This window comes from Chryseobacterium viscerum, from assembly GCF_002899945.2.
GTDB classification, from domain to species: domain Bacteria; phylum Bacteroidota; class Bacteroidia; order Flavobacteriales; family Weeksellaceae; genus Chryseobacterium; species Chryseobacterium viscerum.
Window position 1 is genome coordinate 247,852 of record NZ_PPEG02000002.1, and the last position, 21,386, is coordinate 269,237.

The 21,386-nt window shown below is 38.5% G+C and carries 22 protein-coding genes; 17 read left to right on the forward strand and 5 right to left on the reverse strand.

Going from position 1 to position 21,386, the window contains the following annotated elements; translation table 11 throughout:
* Window positions 1–28 precede the first annotated feature (28 nt).
* From C1634_RS04785 to C1634_RS04845, 13 genes are all read left to right on the forward strand, one after another.
* Window positions 29–394, forward strand: coding sequence for a hypothetical protein (locus C1634_RS04785; RefSeq protein WP_103232562.1), 366 nt, complete (start codon window positions 29–31; stop codon window positions 392–394).
* 155 nt (window positions 395–549) lie between these two features.
* Window positions 550–852 (forward strand): urease subunit gamma, encoded by a 303-nt coding sequence (ureA, locus tag C1634_RS04790; protein WP_103232561.1) that lies wholly within the window; start codon window positions 550–552, stop codon window positions 850–852.
* An 11-nt stretch (window positions 853–863) separates the two neighbouring features.
* A complete protein-coding gene (gene ureB, locus C1634_RS04795) occupies window positions 864–1,232 on the forward strand; it encodes an urease subunit beta (protein WP_103232560.1) in 369 nt (122 codons plus the stop codon).
* Between the two features lies 1 nt (window position 1,233).
* Window positions 1,234–2,955 (forward strand): urease subunit alpha, encoded by a 1,722-nt coding sequence (ureC, locus tag C1634_RS04800; protein ID WP_103232559.1) that lies wholly within the window; start codon window positions 1,234–1,236, stop codon window positions 2,953–2,955.
* 105 nt (window positions 2,956–3,060) lie between these two features.
* The gene (locus tag C1634_RS04805) at window positions 3,061–3,708 is read left to right on the forward strand and encodes a hypothetical protein (RefSeq protein ID WP_103232558.1); all 648 of its coding nucleotides are present in this window, start codon (window positions 3,061–3,063) and stop codon (window positions 3,706–3,708) included.
* Window positions 3,698–4,207, forward strand: a complete 510-nt coding sequence (gene ureE / locus C1634_RS04810) for an urease accessory protein UreE (RefSeq protein ID WP_103232557.1) — start codon at window positions 3,698–3,700, stop codon at window positions 4,205–4,207. Before C1634_RS04805 ends, ureE begins: the two co-directional genes overlap by 11 nt.
* 1 nt (window position 4,208) lies before the next feature.
* Window positions 4,209–4,898: an urease accessory protein UreF gene (locus C1634_RS04815; RefSeq protein ID WP_103232570.1), complete on the forward strand. Its 690-nt coding sequence runs from the start codon at window positions 4,209–4,211 to the stop codon at window positions 4,896–4,898.
* Between the two features lie 201 nt (window positions 4,899–5,099).
* The gene (gene ureG / locus C1634_RS04820; RefSeq protein WP_103232556.1) at window positions 5,100–5,738 is read left to right on the forward strand and encodes an urease accessory protein UreG; all 639 of its coding nucleotides are present in this window, start codon (window positions 5,100–5,102) and stop codon (window positions 5,736–5,738) included.
* A complete protein-coding gene (locus tag C1634_RS04825; protein WP_103232555.1) occupies window positions 5,739–6,527 on the forward strand; it encodes an urease accessory protein UreD in 789 nt (262 codons plus the stop codon). It abuts the gene before it with no gap.
* Between the two features lie 33 nt (window positions 6,528–6,560).
* Window positions 6,561–7,262 (forward strand): hypothetical protein, encoded by a 702-nt coding sequence (locus C1634_RS04830; RefSeq protein WP_103232554.1) that lies wholly within the window; start codon window positions 6,561–6,563, stop codon window positions 7,260–7,262.
* A 209-nt stretch (window positions 7,263–7,471) separates the two neighbouring features.
* Complete coding sequence (locus C1634_RS04835) at window positions 7,472–8,359, forward strand: urea transporter (RefSeq protein ID WP_109738085.1); 888 nt, start codon at window positions 7,472–7,474, stop codon at window positions 8,357–8,359.
* A gap of 197 nt (window positions 8,360–8,556) precedes the next feature.
* Entirely contained in the window at window positions 8,557–10,803 is a 2,247-nt protein-coding gene (locus C1634_RS04840; protein WP_109737972.1) for a TonB-dependent receptor, read from the forward strand.
* Between the two features lie 166 nt (window positions 10,804–10,969).
* Window positions 10,970–11,860: a helix-turn-helix domain-containing protein gene (locus C1634_RS04845; RefSeq protein ID WP_103232552.1), complete on the forward strand. Its 891-nt coding sequence runs from the start codon at window positions 10,970–10,972 to the stop codon at window positions 11,858–11,860.
* 106 nt (window positions 11,861–11,966) lie between these two features.
* On the opposite strand, the gene C1634_RS04850 is transcribed toward C1634_RS04845, so the two are convergent.
* Both C1634_RS04850 and C1634_RS04860 read right to left on the reverse strand, forming a co-directional pair.
* Window positions 11,967–13,073: a DNA topoisomerase IB gene (locus tag C1634_RS04850; protein ID WP_103232551.1), complete on the reverse strand. Its 1,107-nt coding sequence runs from the start codon at window positions 13,071–13,073 to the stop codon at window positions 11,967–11,969.
* 204 nt (window positions 13,074–13,277) lie between these two features.
* Window positions 13,278–13,715 (reverse strand): DUF6526 family protein, encoded by a 438-nt coding sequence (locus C1634_RS04860; RefSeq protein WP_109737973.1) that lies wholly within the window; start codon window positions 13,713–13,715, stop codon window positions 13,278–13,280.
* Window positions 13,716–13,990: 275 nt separating this feature from the next.
* Between C1634_RS04860 and C1634_RS04865 the strand changes: the two genes are divergently transcribed.
* The 4 genes from C1634_RS04865 (at window position 13,991) to C1634_RS04880 (ending at window position 18,588) form a co-directional block, all read left to right on the forward strand.
* Entirely contained in the window at window positions 13,991–15,760 is a 1,770-nt protein-coding gene (locus C1634_RS04865) for an aminopeptidase P family protein (protein ID WP_103232209.1), read from the forward strand.
* A 611-nt stretch (window positions 15,761–16,371) separates the two neighbouring features.
* Entirely contained in the window at window positions 16,372–16,938 is a 567-nt protein-coding gene (locus C1634_RS04870) for a Crp/Fnr family transcriptional regulator (RefSeq protein ID WP_103232211.1), read from the forward strand.
* A gap of 52 nt (window positions 16,939–16,990) precedes the next feature.
* Window positions 16,991–18,013, forward strand: a complete 1,023-nt coding sequence (locus C1634_RS04875; protein WP_109738086.1) for a saccharopine dehydrogenase family protein — start codon at window positions 16,991–16,993, stop codon at window positions 18,011–18,013.
* Window positions 18,010–18,588 (forward strand): NAD(P)H-dependent oxidoreductase, encoded by a 579-nt coding sequence (locus C1634_RS04880; protein WP_103232208.1) that lies wholly within the window; start codon window positions 18,010–18,012, stop codon window positions 18,586–18,588. Before C1634_RS04875 ends, C1634_RS04880 begins: the two co-directional genes overlap by 4 nt.
* 118 nt (window positions 18,589–18,706) lie before the next feature.
* Here C1634_RS04880 and C1634_RS04885 read toward each other — a convergent pair whose 3' ends face one another.
* The 3 genes from C1634_RS04885 to C1634_RS04895 all read right to left on the reverse strand — a co-directional run bounded on the left by C1634_RS04885 (window position 18,707) and on the right by C1634_RS04895 (window position 21,227).
* Window positions 18,707–19,429, reverse strand: a complete 723-nt coding sequence (locus tag C1634_RS04885) for a siderophore-interacting protein (protein WP_109737974.1) — start codon at window positions 19,427–19,429, stop codon at window positions 18,707–18,709.
* Window positions 19,430–19,518: 89 nt separating this feature from the next.
* Complete coding sequence (locus C1634_RS04890) at window positions 19,519–20,385, reverse strand: helix-turn-helix domain-containing protein (protein ID WP_109737975.1); 867 nt, start codon at window positions 20,383–20,385, stop codon at window positions 19,519–19,521.
* A 206-nt stretch (window positions 20,386–20,591) separates the two neighbouring features.
* On the reverse strand, window positions 20,592–21,227 hold the full coding sequence (locus C1634_RS04895) for a LysE family translocator (protein ID WP_109737976.1): 636 nt from the start codon (window positions 21,225–21,227) through the stop codon (window positions 20,592–20,594).
* Between the last annotated feature and the right edge of the window lie 159 nt (window positions 21,228–21,386).

Here is a 21,386-nt window from a genome sequence, read left to right on the forward strand (position 1 = left end):
TCTAATTTTACACCATTATTAATCAGGTATGAAAAAAAGAGTCTTATTTTTCTCTTTTGTCTTATTTTTCTCAGTGTTGTGTGCAGGTCTTTTTGCACATAAAGGGAAAACTCAATCCTATCCTGATCTCCTTTCAAAAATACATCTCCTTCAACAGAAATCCGATCAGCAGACCCAGCCTGAAATGTATAGTTTCACAGACGCTCAGGATGTACAGGATTCCAATGACTGGGAGAAAGTGAAATTTGATTACTCAGTACTTGCCCAGCAGTGGTTACACTATTTCTTTGCAGACTATACTTATAATACACAGGTTGCGGCTGTTCAAAACCGTATTTATTTTACAGCACCAAGATACATCCTGTATCATTCTCTGCAGATAGCAGGCTGCTAATCCCTTTTTTAAGATTTTAATGATCCGTTATGGTTTGTATTCATGTAAATACAGATCCGAAAGAGTCATTCCCCATTTTACATTTTTGAACATTTCTATTTGCCTTACAGAAAGGTGAACAGGATCGTGTTTGTCCAATTTTAAATAAAAATATTATGCACTTAACACCGAGAGAAACGGAGAAGCTTATGCTATTTCTGGCAGGCGAACTCGCTCTAAAAAGAAAGGCAAGAGGCCTTAAATTAAACTACCCAGAATCAATAGCACTCATCAGTCACTTTTTGCTGGAAGGAGCAAGAGATGGAAAAAAAGTAGCTGAACTGATGCAGGAAGGCGCTCATCTTCTTACCAAAGATGATGTGATGCCAGGCGTTTCAGAAATGATCCACGACGTTCAGATTGAAGCCACTTTCCCGGATGGGACTAAGCTGGTAACCGTTCACAATCCAATTCGCTAATACTATTGATCATGATACCAGGAGAAATTTTTGTAAAAGAAGGTACAATTATCTGCAATGAAGGCAGAGAAACTGTAAAAATAAAAGTAACGAATACAGGAGACCGTCCTATTCAGGTAGGTTCACACTTCCATTTTTTCGAAGTCAATAAAGCCATGAGTTTTGATCGTGAAAAAGCTTTCGGAAAGAGACTGAATATTGTAGCAAGTACTGCCGTACGTTTCGAACCGGGAGAAGAAAAAGAAGTGGAATTGGTAGAAATAGGGGGAAACAAAAAAGCAATGGGCTTCAACAACCTTGTCGATGGACAGGTAGATTCTGAAGAGCAGAAAAAAGCAAGCCTTGCAAAAGTTGAAGAGTTAAACTTTAAAAATCACTAAGATGAGCTTAAACGTAGACAGAAAACAATACGCCAATATATTAGGTCCAACAGCCGGAGACAAAATCAGACTGGGAGACACTGAAATTATCATAGAAATTGAAAAAGATTTCACCCATTACGGAGACGAAGCTGTTTTCGGAGGAGGAAAAACCGTACGTGACGGGATGGGGCAGAATGTGACGGCCAAAAGAGACGAAGGTGTTTTGGACCTTTGTATCACAGGAGCAGTAATCATCGACCATTGGGGAATTGTAAAAGGTGATATCGGAATCAAAGACGGAAAGATTGTAGGAATCGGAAAAGCGGGTAATCCTGATACGATGGATGGGGTAAGTCCTAATATGATCATTGGAGCTTCAACGGAAGTTCACGGTGGAAAAGGATATATCGTAACTGCCGGAGGTATTGATACCCACATTCACTACATCTGCCCTCAGCAGATTGAAACATCCCTATACAGCGGAATTACAACAATGATTGGTGGCGGTACAGGTCCTAATGACGGAACCAATGCCACAACCGTTACTCCGGGAAAATTCAACATGCAGAAAATGCTTGAGGCAGCAGAAGAATATCCGATGAACCTTGGTTTCTTCGGAAAAGGAAACTGCTCAGCAGAAGAGCCTATCGAAGAACAGGTAGAAGCAGGGGCTTTAGGAGTAAAAATCCATGAAGACTGGGGAGCAACTCCTGCAACCATTGATGCTGCGCTGAAAGTAGCTGATAAATATGACGTTCAGGTTGCCATCCACACCGATACTTTGAATGAAGGAGGATTTCTTGAAGATACCATGAGAGCGATCAACGGAAGAGTAATCCACACTTTCCACACGGAAGGAGCAGGGGGAGGCCACGCACCGGATATCATTAAAGCTGCCATGTATCCAAACGTATTGCCGGCTTCTACAAACCCTACACGCCCTTACACGGTCAATACAATCGATGAGCATTTGGATATGCTGATGGTATGCCACCACTTGAGTAAAAATATCCCTGAAGATGTAGCGTTCGCAGACTCACGTATCCGCCCTGAAACGATTGCAGCAGAAGATATTCTTCATGATATGGGAGTTTTCAGTATCATGAGTTCAGACTCTCAGGCGATGGGAAGACCGGGAGAAGTGATCACAAGAACATGGCAGACGGCAAGCAAAATGAAAGAGCAGAGAGGTGCTTTGGAAGAAGATCAGAATGCAGAAAACGACAATTACCGCGCCAAAAGATACGTAGCTAAATATACCATCAATCCAGCGATTGCTCACGGTATTTCAGAATATGTAGGATCCATTGAAGAAGGAAAATTAGCAGATTTGGTGATCTGGAAGCCTGCATTATTTGGAGCAAAGCCGGAAATGATTGTCAAAGGAGGATTTGTAATCGCTGCTAAAATGGGAGATCCGAATGCATCTATTCCAACACCTCAGCCGATTATTTACAGAAACATGTTTGGAGCTCACGGAAAAGCCAAGTTTGGTATTTGTGCCAACTTCGTTTCACAGATCTCCATCGATAACGGAACAATCGCTTCTTACAAATTGGAGAAAATGATTCTTCCGGTGAAAAACTGTAGAAATATTTCAAAAGCAGATCTTATTCATAATGATAAGACTCCTCTAATTGAAGTGAATGCTGAAAACTATAAAGTAACGGTAGACGGTGAATACATCACTTGTGAACCGGCAGAAACACTTCCTTTAACACAGTTGTATTTCTTATTCTAAGATAAATCTTACCCACCTTATAGGTTTTAAAAACCTATAAGGTTTACTTGAAAATTGAAAGGTTTATTCAAAATAATTTAACACAATTATAGAATTAAGTTTAGAATGAAATATTTAAATAAAACAGTTTTTTCTTTTGCTATAGCCGGAATATCTATGCTTTCAGGGAATGTAAGCGCTCAGTTTTTAGGAGGACACAGGCTGAAAAGTGATGAAGAAGGACCCAAAGGACAATTTATGGTGTATGGTTCTTTAGATTATTCTAAGATCACAACACCGTCAAGCAGCAGCAGTACTGTTTCGAGTGCACCGCTGGGAGTGGGATACTTCATCAACAATAATGATCTTATCGGAGTCAATTATGCATACTCACAGAATACGGTTGATCACAATGTTGTCTATAAACAAAATGAAGCCGGTATCTGGTACAGCCCCTCATTAATGCTTGGGAAATACTTTGTATTGATTGGGCAGGTGGACGCCCATTATGTTTGGGGGCAACAGCTGTCAACGGCGGCGGATGCCATGCAGAACTTTAACGGATTCCGTCTTCGTGCCTATCCTCTGATCGGAATTTTATTAGGTGGAGGCTGGGCTCTGAAATTCAAATTTGCTGAACTTTCAATGCTTCAGACCAAGACAAAAGAAGAAGGTTGGACGAAAAGCTATGTAGCAGGAATCAGTGGTTCAACATTCGGAGTGGGTATTTCTAAAAACTTAGACTTCAGAAAAAAATCCAAAAATGATAATTAATCAAATCATAGGCAATCTAACCGAAAATCCTACAGGGAAAACCATAGATTATCTTGATCTGGAATGGTTTGAAACCACCAAAAGAATTCAGCGCAAAAAAACCAGGCAGGGAACTGATGTTGCCATCAAATTTCTTAGAGAAGGGCAGCGTTTGCGTGAAGGAGATATTCTTTTTGAGGATGCCGAAAAAATAATCGCGGTCAATGTTCTGGAAACAGAAGCTATCGTGATGTCACCCGCTTCATTGTTGGAAATGGGTACCGTGTGCTATGAAATAGGAAACAAACATATTCCGCTTTTTATTCAGGAGGATAAAGTATTACTTCCTTTTGAAATGCCCATGTTCAGATGGTTGGAAGCAAGCGGTTTCAAACCGGAAAAACAATCCGTAAAGCTGCTGAATCTTCTTAAATCTAACGTAGAACCTCACGGACACGGAAGCCTTGGCTCCACAATCTTTACAAAAATCTTAAAAATGGCCGCTCCGAAAGATGAATAATATGAACATAAACTTTCTGTCAGGACTCCTTCATCTCTCTGACCCTACGCTTCCCATAGGGGGCTACAGCCACTCCAACGGACTGGAAACCTATGTACAGGAAAGAATCGTACATAATCTGGCAACAGCAAAAGAATTTGTTCAGAATATGCTGGAGTACAACCTTAAATTCAATGACGGAGCTTTTGTAAAAATGGCTTATCAAGCTGCTGAAAATGGTGATTTGCAACAACTGTTGGATTTAGATAACGAATGTAACGCCATAAAATGTCCGAAAGAAATCCGCCAGGCTAGCCAGAAATTAGGTCTCAGACTGATCAAAATCTTCAAAAGAAGAGAAAGTTCCCCCTTGATGGAGGATTTTGAAAAAGCAGTTCAAAATAAAGAAGCCAATTCTCATTACTGTATTGTTTTTGGGGTGTATGCTTATTTGATGAAGATTCCTTTGTACGAAGCACTTCTGGGATTTTATTATACCTCGGTTGCAGGGATGATCACCAATGCCGTGAAGTTGGTCCCTCTTGGACAGCTGGACGGGCAGGATATCTTGTTTTCCCTCTATCCTGTTATGGAAAAAACAGTTGTAGAAACTATAGAACTGGACAGAGATATGGTGGGGCTTTGTAATACCGCTTTTGATATAAGATGTATGCAGCATGAGAGGCTTTATTCGAGGCTTTATATGTCGTAAGTTAAAAGTAAAAAGATAAAAGGGAGGAAAGGCAAATGATAAAGGAAGACAGGGAAAGCTAACAAAATGAAGAAACTTAGGACTCAATGAATGGGAGGTTTCTTAGCCGAATGAAATGCCTTTGCATCCCTTATAATATTCTCAATTAATAAAAAAAACAGCGTCTATTGCGCTAAAAAAATAAAGTAAAATTTAAATACAATGGAAAATAGAAAATATATAAAAGTAGGAGTTGCAGGACCGGTAGGTTCAGGAAAAACTGCATTATTGGAACGTTTAAGCAGAAAATTATTCGGGAAATATGATCTTGGAGTGATTACTAATGATATTTATACCAAGGAAGATGCTGAATTTATGGCTAAAAACAGTCTTCTTCCTCATGACCGAATTATTGGAGTAGAAACAGGGGGCTGCCCTCACACGGCCATCCGTGAAGATGCAAGTATGAACCTTGAAGCGGTAGATGAGCTTGCAGCACGCTTCCCAAACATCGAACTGGTTCTTATTGAGAGTGGAGGGGATAACCTTTCGGCGACTTTCAGTCCAGACCTGGCAGACGTTACCATCTTCATTATCGATGTTGCAGAAGGAGAAAAAATCCCTAGAAAAGGAGGTCCTGGTATTACAAGATCAGACTTATTGATTATCAATAAAATTGACCTTGCACCGCATGTAGGAGCCAGTCTTGAAGTTATGGAAAATGATGCCAGAAGAATGAGAAAAGGAAATCCTTTTGTCTTTACCAATCTTAAAACAGATGAAGGACTGGATAAGGTAATCGGATGGATCAAAAAATATGCTCTTTTAGAAGAAATTGAAGAACCGAACTTAGTAAGATAGATGGATAGTCGTTTAAGTATTATTGCAGGATTCAAGGGAGGAGAATCCTATGTGAAAGACCTTTATGTCTCACTTCCTTTCAGAGTAGTTTCTGTAGGGCAGCGAAAAAGTGACAAAAAGCTCTATCAGATGGTGATGAGCTCCTCTCCAGGAATTCTGGATGGAGACCACTATCATCTGGACGTTGCTCTCGAAAAAGGATCTGCACTTCAACTGCAGTCACAATCGTATCAGAGGCTTTTCAACATGAAAGATAAGGCACTTCAGGAGCTTAATGTAAAGATGGAGGATGAAACTTCTTTTGCCTACGTTCCTCATCCTATCGTTCCGCATGAAGACTCTAATTTTAAGAGTAAAGCAAATATTCACATCGGGAAAAACAGCCAGATCATCATCAGTGAGATCATTACCTGCGGGAGAAAACATTATGGCGAGGTTTTTAAATTAAAACGTTTTCAGAATGTGATGGAAATCTATCATAACAACAAACTTGTAGTGAAGGATAATGTTCTGATTCAGCCTGATATCATTCCGATCAGCAGTATTGGAAATCTGGAACAGTACACCCATCAGGGAACCCTGATCTTCTACAGCACAAAGGAAAATGTAGATAAGAATGGCTTGATTGAAGAGATCGTTGAGGCAGCAGCACAACATCATGAAGAAATGGAAGTAGGCGTTTCTGCAATGGAAGACAATGGTTTTGTAGTAAGAGCTTTAGGGCATGGAGGTGAAATGATGTACAACTTCTTCCTGTATATTCAGGAAATTCTTTGGTCTTTAGAATAAAAAGGCTCTCAGGTAAAAAAATTAAATTAAAAAATGGATAGTACACTTTGGGCGCTTCTTTTGAGTGCCATTTCAATAAGTTTTATACATACCGCTTCAGGGCCGGATCATTATCTGCCATTCATCGTACTCTCAAAATCAAAAAAGTGGAGTGGCATGAAAACAGCCATATTAACAGTGGTCTGCGGATTTGGGCATGTTTTCAGTTCTCTGATCTTAGGTTTTATAGGAGTTTTCCTTGGATGGCAGCTGAATAAGATCTCCTGGTTTCAGGATATCAGAGGGAATTTCTCAGGATGGGCATTGCTGATATTTGGGGGAGTTTACCTTGTATACGGACTCATTCAGGCGATCAGGAACAAACCTCATAAGCATTTTGATGTGATGGGTGATGATGTTTATGTATACGAGCATAATCACACAGAAATGGTAATGCCTCAGAAAAGAATAAAAGTGACTCCGCTTGTACTTTTCATGATTTTCGTAATGGGGCCGAGTGAACCTTTAATTCCTTTATTATTCTATTCGGGAGTGAAACACTCAATGTCTGAAATTGCTGTATTGGTGACTTCTTTCACGATAACTACCGTGTTGACAATGCTCGGAATGGTACTTTTAGGACGGTACGGTTACTCCACCTTATTCAATACTGAAAAACTGGAAAGATATATGGGCGTGGTAAGCGGAGCAGTGGTAACGGTTTGCGGAGTTGGGATGGTCTTTCTTGGATGGTAAACGAGATTCGGGTTTCGGGATGCTGTGTGCGAGTGGTAGAGTTTGAGAGTTGAATTGTTTAAGGTTTAAAGTTCAAGGTTGTTATCCTTTCACTGATAATTGACTATTCACCATTCACTTGCGAAGCAAAATTGGCTCTGCCTCCAATGTCTATCATCTATCCGTCTCTTATCTTAATATCCACAATCATTAATACAATTAAAAAAACTATGAACGAATTTTTCAAAAAAATCCCTTTTTTAGATACTATTTTAAAAGGAATAGGGCAGATTATGCTCCAGGAAAACAGATGGACAGGACTTTTGTTTCTGATAGGCATCTTTATGGGGAGTTGGCAGTGTGGGGTTGGAGTATTGCTTTCAACGGCAGCCGGAACCTTCACGGCGATGAAGCTTAGATACAATAAATCTGAAATCAATGCCGGGTTGTATGGTTTCAGTGCAGCCCTTGTAGGAGTTGCGTTATCTTTTCTATTCGAAACTACATTATTGATCTGGGTTCTTATTGTACTGGGGGGAGCATTGGCTGCTGTTATTCAACATTTTTTTATTCAAAAGAAAATTCCGGTTTTCACTTTTCCTTTTATCATCATTACATGGGTGTTGGTATTTACACTTCATCATTTTACCCATATTCCACCATCTGCGATGCTGAGCAGTGAAGTGATTCCTACGCAATATGACGATTTACTTTCCTGTACCAATGGTTTTGGTGAAGTAATATTTCAGGGGGGTGTACTTTCAGGAATGATTTTCTTTCTTGCCGTTTTTATCAGCTCCCCAATAGCTGCTTTATACGGATTGGCAGCCTCTATTCTTGGGGCGGGATTATCACAATTGAATGGAGAACCTGTTAAAGAAATTCACATGGGATTATTTGGTTTTAATGCAGTGCTTTCGGCAATCGCATTCTCAGGAATTAAAAAAACAGATGGGTTATGGGTACTTATTGCTGTTTTTCTAACCATTGTGATCGATGATCTTTTAATAGATAACCATTGTCTGGATATCGTTGGTGGAGTATTTACGTTCCCATTCGTAGCCGGAACATGGATTACTCTTTTAATTCAGAAGGTATTTCTTAAAGCAGAAAACTAAGTTTTTTAATAAGTTGGAGAATTGGAGGGTTTGAGAATGAGAGAGTGGAAAACTGTTTAAGGTATAAAGTTCAAGGCTCAAAGTTTGAAGCTCTTTCACAAAATGATTGACAATTCACATCTAAGATCAGAGGTCTCCTGTCTCTCGTCTCTCCATCTATTATCTCTCCTCTAATTTCTAATGTAACAAAACAAAAAATGAAAATAACAAAAATAGCCGCAGCATTTCTAGTCATGGTATTCAGTGGAAAAATGATGGCGCAGGAAGCAGAAAAACAGCTGTTGATAAAAGATGCCGATGATAAATTTCCGATCGCGGATGTTTTAGTAAAATATGACCACGGAAACAGCCATACCCACACAGGAACAGACGGTACATTTGCCATTCCTGTAAAATCTCTTCCTGATACTCTTGTGATCAGTCGTCAGGGATATGATGAGGTAAAATGGGTAGTCGCCAATGATGAAGATAAAAATAAAGTTATTTTTTTACAGCATAAGCCGTTTCAGATTTCTGAAGTAGCCATCAATCACAGTTCCTTTTTATCAGCCATTACCAAAGTAGATCTGAACAAATTTCCGGTAAGCTCTGCGCAGGATCTGCTGAGAAAAGTTCCCGGGTTGTTTATTGCACAACATGCTGGGGGAGGAAAGGCTGAACAGCTTTTCTTAAGAGGATTTGATGCCGATCACGGTACCGATGTAAGTGTGAATGTAGACGGAATGCCGGTAAATATTGTTTCTCATGCCCATGGCCAGGGATATTCGGACTTACACTTTGTCATTCCTGAAACCGTTAATAATATTGATTTCGGAAAAGGAGCCTATTATATGGATCGGGGAGATTTTAATACGGCAGGATATGTAGATTTTCAGACGTACAATGGGTTGAAAAACAGCATGATCAAACTGGAAGGAGGATCTTTTAATTCAAAAAGAGTGCTGGGGATGTTCAATATTCTGCATGATGATCTCGGGAGAAAAAATGCCTATATAGCAGCAGAATACAACTATACAGACGGGCCTTTCGATGTAAAACAGAACTTCAACAGAGTCAATATCTTTGGGAAATACAATCAATGGCTTACCGATAAAGACTATTTTAATATCCAGTTTTCAACATTCAATTCTTCATGGAATGCTTCCGGGCAGATTCCAGAACGTGCCGTAGATGAAGGAATCATCGGAAGATGGGGGAGTATAGACCCTACAGAAGGTGGGAAAACATCCAGAACAAATCTGCAGATGAATTTTAAACATATCATTTCTCAATCCGAACAGATTGATGCCATGGCTTTCTATTCAAAGTATAATTTCAATCTGTATTCCGATTTTACCTTTAATTTAAAAGATAAAGATCACGGCGATGAAATTCAGCAGACCGACGGAAGAAATATTTACGGAGCCGAAGTAAAATATACAAAGACTTTTTCCCTTGCCAACAGCTCTTTGAACTGGACTTCAGGAATAGGATTAAGAAATGACGATATTAATACTTTACAGCTGAATCATGTCTACCACAGAGACCTGCTGCTTGACAGGTTATCAGATGTGACAGGAACGGAAACCAATCTTCATGCCTATTCAGGTTTGATCTGGAAAACCGGAAAATGGACCATCAATCCGGCTTTGAGAGTAGATCATTTTATCTTTAATATGCATAATCTTTTGGATGTGGAGCAATTGCCGTCCGGACAATCCAAAGAAGCGACAAGAGTGAGTCCAAAATTGAATTTCTCTTATGCCCAAAATGATAACGTAATGTGGTTCCTGAAAACAGGGATGGGCTTTCACTCCAATGACCTGAGAGTAGTGGTTCCTAATAAAAACGAAAATACTCTTCCTTATTCTATTGGAGCAGATTTTGGGGTAAGACTGCATCCTTTCAAATCGTTGATCATTACGCCAGCTTTATGGTATATGGATCTTCAACAGGAGTTTGTATACGTTGGGGATGATGCTGTGGTAGAGCCTTCCGGGAAATCGAGACGTTTCGGAGCAGATCTTGGCGTTCGTTTCCAGCCATTAGAAAACTTTTATCTGAATGCTGATATCAATTATTCCCATGCCAGATTTGTGGAAGAAGAAAAAGGTCAGGACTATGTTCCGCTGGCGCCTGTAGTAACCAGTACAGGATCTGTAAACTGGGATTTCCTGAATGGCTTTTCTTTAGGACTTCAGTACCGATATCTTGGTGCAAGACCAGCAGTGGAAGATAACCGTATCAGAACCAAAGCTTACTTTGTGAATGATCTTATGCTTTCTTACAACCGTCAGAAGTGGGGAGCCAATATTCAGGTCAACAACCTTTTCAATGTACAATGGAATGAAGCCCAGTTTGCAACAGAAACCCAATTAAAAGGAGAAGCAGAACCTATCACAGACCTTACCTACACACCGGGAAGTCCCTTTGGAGTAAGAGTAGGAGTGTATTATAAGTTCTAAGTGAGAGAGTTTGAGGGTAAAAGAGTGAGAGCGTATAAGGGTTTGAGAGAGGTGACTGCGGGATACGGGGTATTCTTTTGCAATTTTGCTTTTTCGCCCTTCTCAGCCGATTCAGTATTGAGTCTTAAAAATATTTTGTATAACTTTAAATAATCATAACAAGGATATGGAAGTTCTATCCAATTTTCAATATAAAAAGCTTTTTCTACCGAATATCACGGACAAGATATTAGCCAATAATGCTGATCTGCAGCTGTATCGGATAGAAAACTATCTTAAAGGGATTCTAATGCCGGTGATTCCGTACCGTACAACGTTTAATTTTATTATTTTCGTTACCAACGGCCATATCAGACAATATCTTGAAAATAAAGAATATCACGCAGAGAAAGGAGGGGTTATCTTTATAAAACAAGGGACCATTACAGCAACAGTCGAATTATCTGACGATATCGAAGGCTTCTTCCTTGCCTATGAAAATAATATTCTGTCCGAACAGGAACTGCCTAAACATAAAAGCAGTATTTTCTTCATGACTCCATTTCTGAATCTTGACAGCCTCACCTATGGTACCATTACACAGCTTCTCCCGATTATGGAGCAGGAATTATGGTTGAATAACCTCAATGTCAATGATGTAGTAGTCACCATGCTTCATCTTATTTTAATCAAGATTCTGAGTACAGATTCTGATACCCATCATAAATCTGCGACACGTCCTATGGAACTGTCTCTTCAGTTTCGGGATCTTTTGTTTAAATATCATGTGGTGGAAAAACGGGTGGCATTTTATGCTGATAAACTCTCTGTGACAGAAAGCTATCTGAATAAATGTGTAAAAGGCGTAACTCAGAAGTCACCCAAACAATGGATCAATGAAATTGATATCAATTACAGCAAGGCACTTCTTCATTCCAGTAAAGATATCGCGGAGATCGCTTATGAGCTGAATTTTCATACAGCCTCCCATTTTACCCAGCTTTTCAAAAAAATTGCAGGGATTACTCCGAAGGAATACAGAACCCAGTTTTTGAACAATAATAGAATATCTGTGTAGTAAGGCTGGAGGCGGGATGTAAGATGCTGGAAGCAATGAGGTGCAAATATTTGTCAATAGAATGAATTAAAACTTCCATCTCCCAGCTTCCATTCTTCCACCCTCCCTACATTCTCTCGTTTTCAAGAATTTTGAGAACCAGTTTTTCCTCTCTAGTCAGATCAGTTTTCCCGTCATTCTCTTCAATGACTTCCAGTTCATCAAGATATTTTTTGATGGTATTGTTTTCGTAAAGATTGATAACTAAAGGGTGAACGTAGTATTTTCTGCATACAGCTGTTGTATTTCCCAAATGCTCAGCAACAATATCAAGCGCTTCTTTTACCTTCTTTTTATATTGGGTGTTATTTTCTGCATACCCTATTTCTTTAAAAGCAATAAGAGCGCTTACCGTTCCAGACCAGGTTCTGAAATCCTTAGCGGTAAAATCTTCACCACTGAGCTCTTTAATATAATCATTCACCATCCCGGAATCTATAGAGTGGAGATTTCCTTCATCATCAAAATACTGGAAAAGTTCTTTCCCCGGAATATCTTTACACTTCTGAACAAGCCTTGACAATCTTTTACTCCGAAGATCAATACGATGCATAATCCCTTTTTTCCCTTTAAAAGAAAAAGTGATTTTCTGCCCATTCACCTTCACATGTTTGCCTTTCAAAGTCGTCAGGCCAAAAGAACCATATAGTTTTTCATAAATGGCATTGCCGATACGGATGTTGGTTCTCTGCATAAGGCTTACAATTAAAGCCAGAATTTTCCGCTTCTCAAAATTTCGCACAGCAAGATCCTGTTCTACTTGCAGCCGGATGTCCGGTAATGCATATCCGAACTGAAGCATTCTGTAAAATTTCGTATGATTTCTTAAAGCGTTCCAAAGAGGATGGTAACGGTATTGTTTCCTTTGCTTGGTATCAAAACCTGTTGCCTGCAGATGTCCGTTTTCCAAGGCACAGATCCATACATTTTCCCAGGCAGGCGGAATCACCAGCTTGTTGATTCTTGTAATTTCCTCCTTATTACTTATTTTTTTTCCTTCCTTATAATAGGAATATTTTTTGCCGGTTTTCTTACGGATGATTCCGGTGGTTTCCGCATCGGTGGTATATACAAGATGTACCGCCTTTGCAGAAGCTTCCGGATCCTTCATGATTTTAACAATTTTTGAAGGCTTCAGGTGAGAAATGATCTCCAGATCTGTATTCTTCTCCATAAAGCATGGTTAGGAGTTTTTACCCCTCGAAAATATCAGTAAAAGAATCACTACTATCGCACAGACTAGGATGATTCCCCACCACATTCCTGCCTTAAAAATTGTTTCTACTGCCTCACAGCTTGTTAACATCAACAAGCATAATATCGTAATACTGTATAAGCTTAATTTTTTCATAGGTATATATTTGTTTGAGTGTGTTGGTTAAATTCTCAGCCGATCAGCTCTCCAGTTTTTAATAGACCTTTTAATTTCGTCTCCTGATATGTTTTCATGAAGAGCCCTGTATAAAAGCTCCTTGAATTCATCATCATTGGCAAATCTCAATGCGGCAATCTGGCCAAATCTTAATTTTTCAACAATTTCATCCGATCTTTTATTGAAGATTTCGAAATATCGTTGTTTAAACTCCAGAATCACCATACGGTTTTGAAGTCCCAGTGCATAATGCTGCCGTGTCATAAATGCCAGGTAGAAGAGCAGAAAGATGACAATAGAAAACAGAATCCAGGTTAGCTTATTTTCCGGATCATCCCAGATTTTATAAATTCCAAAAATCTCTAATATGATGAGTAAAGGAAGATAAATAAAATGATGAGGTGGATAAAATTTCCTGTGATTATTGTAATTCTGCTGTTTCATAAGAAATAATGCATCAATAATCTTTCCAAAATTTATTATTTTGATAATAAATGATTATTTGTGGTAGGTAAAGTAGATGAATTGTGAGATTTTTATATTAAATTTTCCATTATAAATCCATATCATTTATATTTCAATATTGTAAGAGTGTTTGTTATGGTGTCTTTAAAAAGTATTCCTTTAAAAAAGAACAGATTATTAAGGAAAATAGGGGATATATTTAATCTGCCGACATCATATTTTTCGTAACTTTCGGTGTTTAAAAAAGAAAAAGAATGACTTCAAAGGAAAAAGTTGCTGCGCTTCGTGAAGAAATGCAGAAAAATAATGTTGATGCATTTATAGTATATTCTGCAGACCCGCATATGAGCGAATATCTTCCTGAACAATGGCAGGAGAGAGCTTGGTTATCAGGTTTCTTAGGTTCCGCCGGTTTTGCGGTAGTTACCAAAGACAAAGCTGGACTTTGGACAGACGGAAGATACTTTACACAAGCAGCTATTGAGCTGGATGGTTCAGGAATCGACCTTTTCAAGGACGGTATGGAAGGTACTCCTAATTATATCGACTGGATTATTTCAGAAATCCCTGCAGGTGGTAAAGTGGCGGTAAATGCTTTGGCAGCTTCTAATGCCAACTGGGAACTGCTTACTCAAAAATTTAATTCAAAAAATATTACGCTGGTAGATTCTCCGCTTTTAACAGAAGTTTGGAAAGAAAGAGGAACTCCATCTGCCAACCCAATCTTTGTACATCCGGTAGAAAGAGCTGGTAAATCGGTATCTGATAAACTTTCTGCCATCCGTCAGAAAATGGAAGAGCAGGAAGCTACTGTACACATTATATCAAGTTTGGATGATGTAGCATGGACATTGAATCTGAGAGGAAGCGATGTAGAAAGTAATCCTGTATTTTTAGGATATATCGTAATTACTAAAAACGATGCTGTTCTATTCACGGGATTAGAAAAAATGGAAGTGGGGGCCAGAAAACAAATGGATGACTCCTTTGTAAAAATGATGCCTTACGAAGAATTCTACAATTTTCTGAAGACATTCAAGAATGAAAAAGTATTGGTTTCTCCAAATACCAACCAACAGATTTTTGCAACATTAAAAGCCGAAAACCAGTTTATCAAAGCTCCGGTTCCTGGTAATCTGATGAAAGCCCAGAAAAATGAGGCTGAGCTGGAAGGTTTCAGAACCGTAATGGTAAGAGACGGGGTTGCGATGGTAAAATTCCTTTATTGGTTAACGCACAATGCAGGAAAAGAAACTATGAATGAATATTCTATCGGACAGAAACTGAAAGGTTTCCGTGCAGAAGGAGAAAATTTTGTAGGAGAAAGTTTCGGTTCTATCATAGGATATAAAGATAATGGTGCGATCATGCACTATTCTGCCAAAAAAGAAGGAAGCAAGGAAGTGACCAATGAGGCTACCATCCTGGTAGATTCAGGAGGTCAGTATCTTGAGGGAACTACAGATATTACAAGAACTTTTGCATTAGGAACGCCTTCTGAAGAGTTTAAAAGAAATTCAACATTGGTATTACAGGGATTAATCCGTCTATCCATGGTGAAATTCCCGAAAGGAACAAAAGGAGTGCATCTTGATGCCATTGCGAGACTTCCGTTATGGATGGAAGGAAAAGATTTCAACCACGGAACAGGGCATGGGGTAGGAAGCTTCATGAATGTACATGAAGGGCCGCAGAATATCAGAAAAGATCTGAATCCTCAGGATCTTCTACCAGGAATGGTTTGTTCAAATGAGCCCGGGTATTATCTTGAAGGGCACTATGGAATCCGTCATGAAAACCTGATCGCAGTAAAAGAAGCCGAAAAAACAATTCACGGAACATTCTATGAATTTGAAACGCTTACATTCTGCCCATTCTTCAAAGATACAGTGGCAAAAGAAATTCTTTCAGAAAGTGAAATTGCATGGTTGAATGGTTACCATAAGACCTGTGAGGAAAAACTAGGTCCTTACCTGGAAGGAGAAGTTAAAGAATGGTTCTTACAACTGGTAAGCCCTCTTTAATAAAGTGAATCAGGGTGAAAGTGAATGACAATCATAACTTTAAACCTTGAGCTTTAAACAATAAACAGAATATTGTTAGATAAACTAAAGTCCTGTAAGGTATTTCCTGCAGGGCTTTTTTTGTTTACACAACCGTATTTTTACGGATAAAAGTTTAGGGATTACCCTGATTGATAAAAACCGGGACTGACCTATCTTTGTTACAACAAAACATCATTCATATCTTCATAAATAACTCAAGTAAATTCAAAACGGTAGATCATCTCGTCCTGAGATGATTTTTTTTTGTTGTTAATTGAAATTGGCCAGACATATTTGAGTAAGTCTCAAAATTAAGCTAGCACAAAAAAATATTTAAATTGATTTATATAAAAAAGGCAGAGAATCTATCAGGAAATCTTATTCTTAAGTATGGTAAGACATTGACAAAGTCGGATATGAAGTTATATGGTTATGCATGAGCTTAGAAAGAATCAATGAAATTGATTCCGCCTTTGCCCTCTTTACATTAAGACTCTGCAAAAATTAAAACTTTGCGTTTATAAAGCATATTGCCTCCTTCTTTTTATCTATTTTCGTAGTTCATTATAATCCCTTTACTTTTAAGAATGATGGTACATGATTATTTTCGAAGCTTTAATCTGTTTTCAGATGATGAAATTGAAGAGCTTTTGCAGCTTTTCGAAATCAGGAAAGTACATAAAAATGATTATTTCATACGGGAAGGCGAGCGATGCCGGGAAGTGGGCTTTATAAAATCCGGAATTTTCAGGTCTTTCTACATTTCTGACGATGGGAAAGATATGACCTATTGTTTCAGGTTTCCCAATACGATGATTGCTGCCTACTCATCATTTATTTCAGGATGTCTCAGTAAAGAAAATATGCAGGCCATCAATGACGCAGAGCTGATGATCCTGAAAAAAGAAAAGATGGATACCCTTATTCAGGATAACCTGAACTGGACCAAATTTTTGAAAATCATTGCAGAACAGGAATATCTTGAGCTTGAAAATAGATTTTTTCAGCTTCAAAGAGACACAGCCACCCAACGATATACTGCGCTTATTAAAAACTATCCCGACTATATCCAGAAAATTCCACTGCAGTATTTATCCTCTTACCTCGGGATTACACAGCGGCATTTGAGCCGGATCCGGAAGGAGATTACTTTTTAGACATTTGTCCTGTTGATTGGAACAGGAGCGCTCTACTTTTGTTAAAAAAATTATGGAGCAAAATATTCTGATTATCGGAGGAAACGGATTGGTGGGTAAAACGATTGCTAGAATACTGCAGTCAAGAAATCCTCATGTCACCGTTTTTATTGGGGGAAGAAAAGGAGGTAAAACAGATAAAGATCTGAAGATTGATGTTACAGATCCCTCTTCGTTTAAAGCCATTTCCGACAAAAAAATAAACCTCATCATTCTTTCTGTGAATGATAAAGAAGATCACATTCTTCGTTTCGCTATCGATCACAAAATAGATTATCTTGATATTACAAAACCTACCCCGGCTTTGGTTAAAGCCTATGATATTGCCGGAAAAGCAGATGTAAACAGCAGGATTGTATTCAGCTCCGGCTGGATGGGCGGGATTGTCCCGGGATTGGTGAATGTCCTTTCGGATTCGGGTGATATTAATGAAGTAAAGCTCTTTGTATATTATTCGGTTAAAGATCTGGCAGGAGAGAGTTCTGCCCACTTTATGGCAGAAAATGTAGCGGTTCCTTTTGTGCATTACAAGAATGATAAACCAGTTTCTATCAGACATTTTTTAGATACAGAAGACTTCCATTTTTCCTTTGGAATAGGAAAGAGAAATGCCTATAATTTTGATGTCCCTGATCTGTATATCCTCAACAAAGTAGAACGAATTTCCGATGTACATGTGAAAATGACTTATAATTCAAAATTTATTACCTGGTTGCTTGGGGCATTTCAATATGTAAGAATCTATAATATCTTATCTTTAAAGGAGAGAAAAATGATTTTTGGATCGAGCGGAAATGGGGATCAGGCGGTCTTTGAAATTGTAGTCGACGATCAGTCCGGACAAAAGAAACTGAGTTTGCAGAGTGTAAAAGGTCAGGCAGAACTGACTGCTTTATCTGCGGTTCTGCATGTGGAAGAACTCTTTAGAAACCTTCATGAAAATAAAATATATTTTAGTCATCAGCTGCATGAGCCCTCATCATTGCTGGCACAGCTTCATGCCTATGATTCTATTAATATCAATGTAACACAATGAAGAAAATAGCAATTATCAACGGGCATCCCAACAGAGATTCTTTCAACTTTGGAGTTGCAAAAGCGTACAGAGCAGGAGCCCTGGAAGCAGGAGCAGAAGTAAAAGAAATTGTCATAAAGGATTTAAACTTCAATCCTAATCTTCAGTTTGGATACCAGAAAAGAATGGAACTTGAACCGGACTTGTTAAAAGCATGGGAAATCATTCAGTGGGCAGATCATCTGGTTTGGATACATCCTGTCTGGTGGGGCGGATTTCCTGCGATAATGAAAGGATTTATAGACCGTCTTTTTTTACCGGGAATGGCTTATAAATACCGGGAGAATTCTGTCTGGTGGGATAAGCTTTTAAAAGGAAAAACAGCACATATAATTACCACATTAGATCAACCGGGATGGTATTATCGTTTATTTTTTGGCAGACCCAGTGTGAATCAGCTTAAGAAATCTATACTTGAATACTGTGGGGTAAAACCAGTGAAAGTAACTTATATTGGAATCATCAGAAATTCTAAAGATGAGCAGCGTGATCACTGGCTGAAAAAGGTGAAGGTATTAGGTAAGAAACAGAAATAATCCAAAAGAAATTCTTCCCCCAAAATATATAATGAAAACGGTATCCGGCAATAATTTTCTTTCCTATTGTCGGACAACGTTTCATTATTTGGAGAGGAAAGTTGATATTTTTCACTTTTTACAAACCTTTTTTCCCTTCAATCCAATACGCCTGAGATTTTATACATCGGGCAGAAACTCCTTTGGCTTTAAGAAATTTTCTGATCAGAGACATCCTTTCTCCGTTTCCAGTGAGGTAAAAAATGACTTCATCATCATAGATGGTATCTTTTTCTTCCCGCAGAAAATCGTTGAGAGCTTCTATCATTTTCATTGTATTATTTTTAGGACAGTGATAGCCATACAGATTCAGTTTTTCCAAAGCAGAGGTTTCTTCCAGCTCGTGAAGGCAGATAAATAAGGAACCATATTCCTCCACAGCTTCTTTGATGGAAAGAGAACTTCCCAATGAAGTTTCATCCCCTACAGAAAAATGAATTTTGGCCTTGGGAATAAAGAATTGTTTTCCTCTGGGCATTAAAAGTTTTATAGAATCTCCGGCAGATAGATTGGTTATAAAATGACTCCCCGCTGCATGGGCATCATGAAGATGAAATAAGACATCGAAAGTCCCCATTTCCCTGTTGAAGTTGAAAGGAGAATAATTACGGAAATCCCTGTCATTAATTCTTATTCCTATTGCATAAGCAGGCTCATAAGGGACGTCCTGTAAATCTGTTTCAAAGCGTATCAGGCGAAGGTCGTCTGTGATTTTTTCTATATGGGTAACGGTACAGTCTTTAAATTTTGAGGACCAAACATTTTCTACAGTGTCATTGATCCATTTTGGTAGGCTTGGCATAAATTATTTTTATTGCAAAGGACGTTGCAAAATCAGAAAATACCGATAGCAGTTTCGGGGAATTGATTGGACTATTCGTGGTTGGGTTGTTATTTTTTATTTTCATCACGAAATGCCGATGGAGATTGATCCTCCAGTTTAGAAAACAAACGGCTGAAGTAGGTGTGGTCACTATATCCAAGCTCGTAGGCAACTTCTTTTATGCTCAGATCCGTAAAAACCAATAGTCTTTTGGCTTCTATTAAAATTTCCTGATGAATCCAGTGCTGCGCAGGTTTTCCTGTTGATTCGCGGACCGTTTCTGTCAAATATCCTCTTGTAATATTTAAAATTTCAGCATATTCTGATGGACTTTTCAAGGTTTTGAATTCTTTTCGTAACAAATTTCTGAATGCTCTTGATACCTGTAAAGCTCGGCTTTCGTTGGAAGCCTGAGTAATATGGTTTTGGGAATACATTAGAGCAAACATTCCCAGGAATGCATTAAGCAAAGATTGAGTTACCAGAAACCCTTCTTTTGAGGAAAGCATTTCATGAGTATAGGAGTCATGAAGTAAACTGGCGGCTGTATTTATTTTTTTGATAAGGCCTTTGTCAATGGTGAGGGGTTGTATTTCAACCATCGATTCCTGGAAAAAAGAACGTACCACATCGGGTACAAGTTCTGCTTTAACGGCTACGAACCATCCGCAAACCTCCTTCATCAATAATCCCTGATGTACCTGACCCGGTAATACACAGAAAATAGTAGGCCCTTTTTTTTCAATGATTTTAAAATCGACCATCATTCTCACATGTCCGCTTTCCATACAGGTAAAAATGTAATGACTGTCTCTGTGTATGCCTTTATCCAGAAGTATATCCTCAGCATCCTGAGTCCGTTTATCCATCCTTTTGACATGGAATCTATGGTGGGAAATACCACTCAAATCATAAGTTGGAATTGTATGTTTCATCTTAAAGCACTATAAAAGAAGGCACAGGAAATATAATCTATCCTCTGATTAGAAGAAATACTTAATGGTAAAATTACGTATTTCCACGGTTTTACATTCGCCATATTAGTCTCAAATTTGCCGGACATATCATAACGGCCCCCTTAGATTACGTTTTTATATGAATATACATTAGAATTCGGAACAGAAAGTAACCTGTTCCGGATTTATTTTGCTTTTGAAAATGCCATTTTTATGGCTAAGTAGGTAAGTACACTGGCCATAAACCATTTCTGAATTTTTATCCAGACCGGATTATTAGAAAAGAATAATGCCACTCTTGCAGCCGTTAATACAATGATGAAATTTATGCTGAAGCTGATCAAAATCTGAATGACTCCCAATTCCAGGCTTTGTGTGAACACAGAACCATACTCAGGTTTGATGAACTGAGGAAAGAAGGACAGGTAAAATACCGCCACTTTTGGATTTAATACATTCGTTAAAAAACCAATGGTGAAAAGCTTTTTGGGACTGTCATGAGAATCGTTTTTGTCAACATCAAAGATATTCCTGCTATTGGGTTTTATAGCCTGATAAGCAAGGTATAAAAGATAGACGGTTCCCAGTGTTTTAAGAACCGTATAAGCCAATGGTACAGCCAGCAAAACAGCGGTCAGACCAAAAGAAACCATGATGATATGGAATAAAAATCCGCATACGACTCCGGCTAACGAGATAAACCCAGACTTTTTCCCCTGTGTGATGGATTTTGAAATCAGATAAATCATATTGGGGCCAGGGCTGATGACTAAAATGAGTGCAGCCAGAATGAAAAATATGAGCTCGTGGAATGGAATCATGACAGTACTTATTTAAATGAGAAGGTTTCCGGTGCAAAGATACGGGGTGTTTCTGATTTAATTTTATGAAAAACAAAAGAAAAATTCATTTTTATTCAATTAAAATTCATTTTCCACTTGAATGTGATTTAAAAATAAATATCAGTCTGTTTTTTTTGT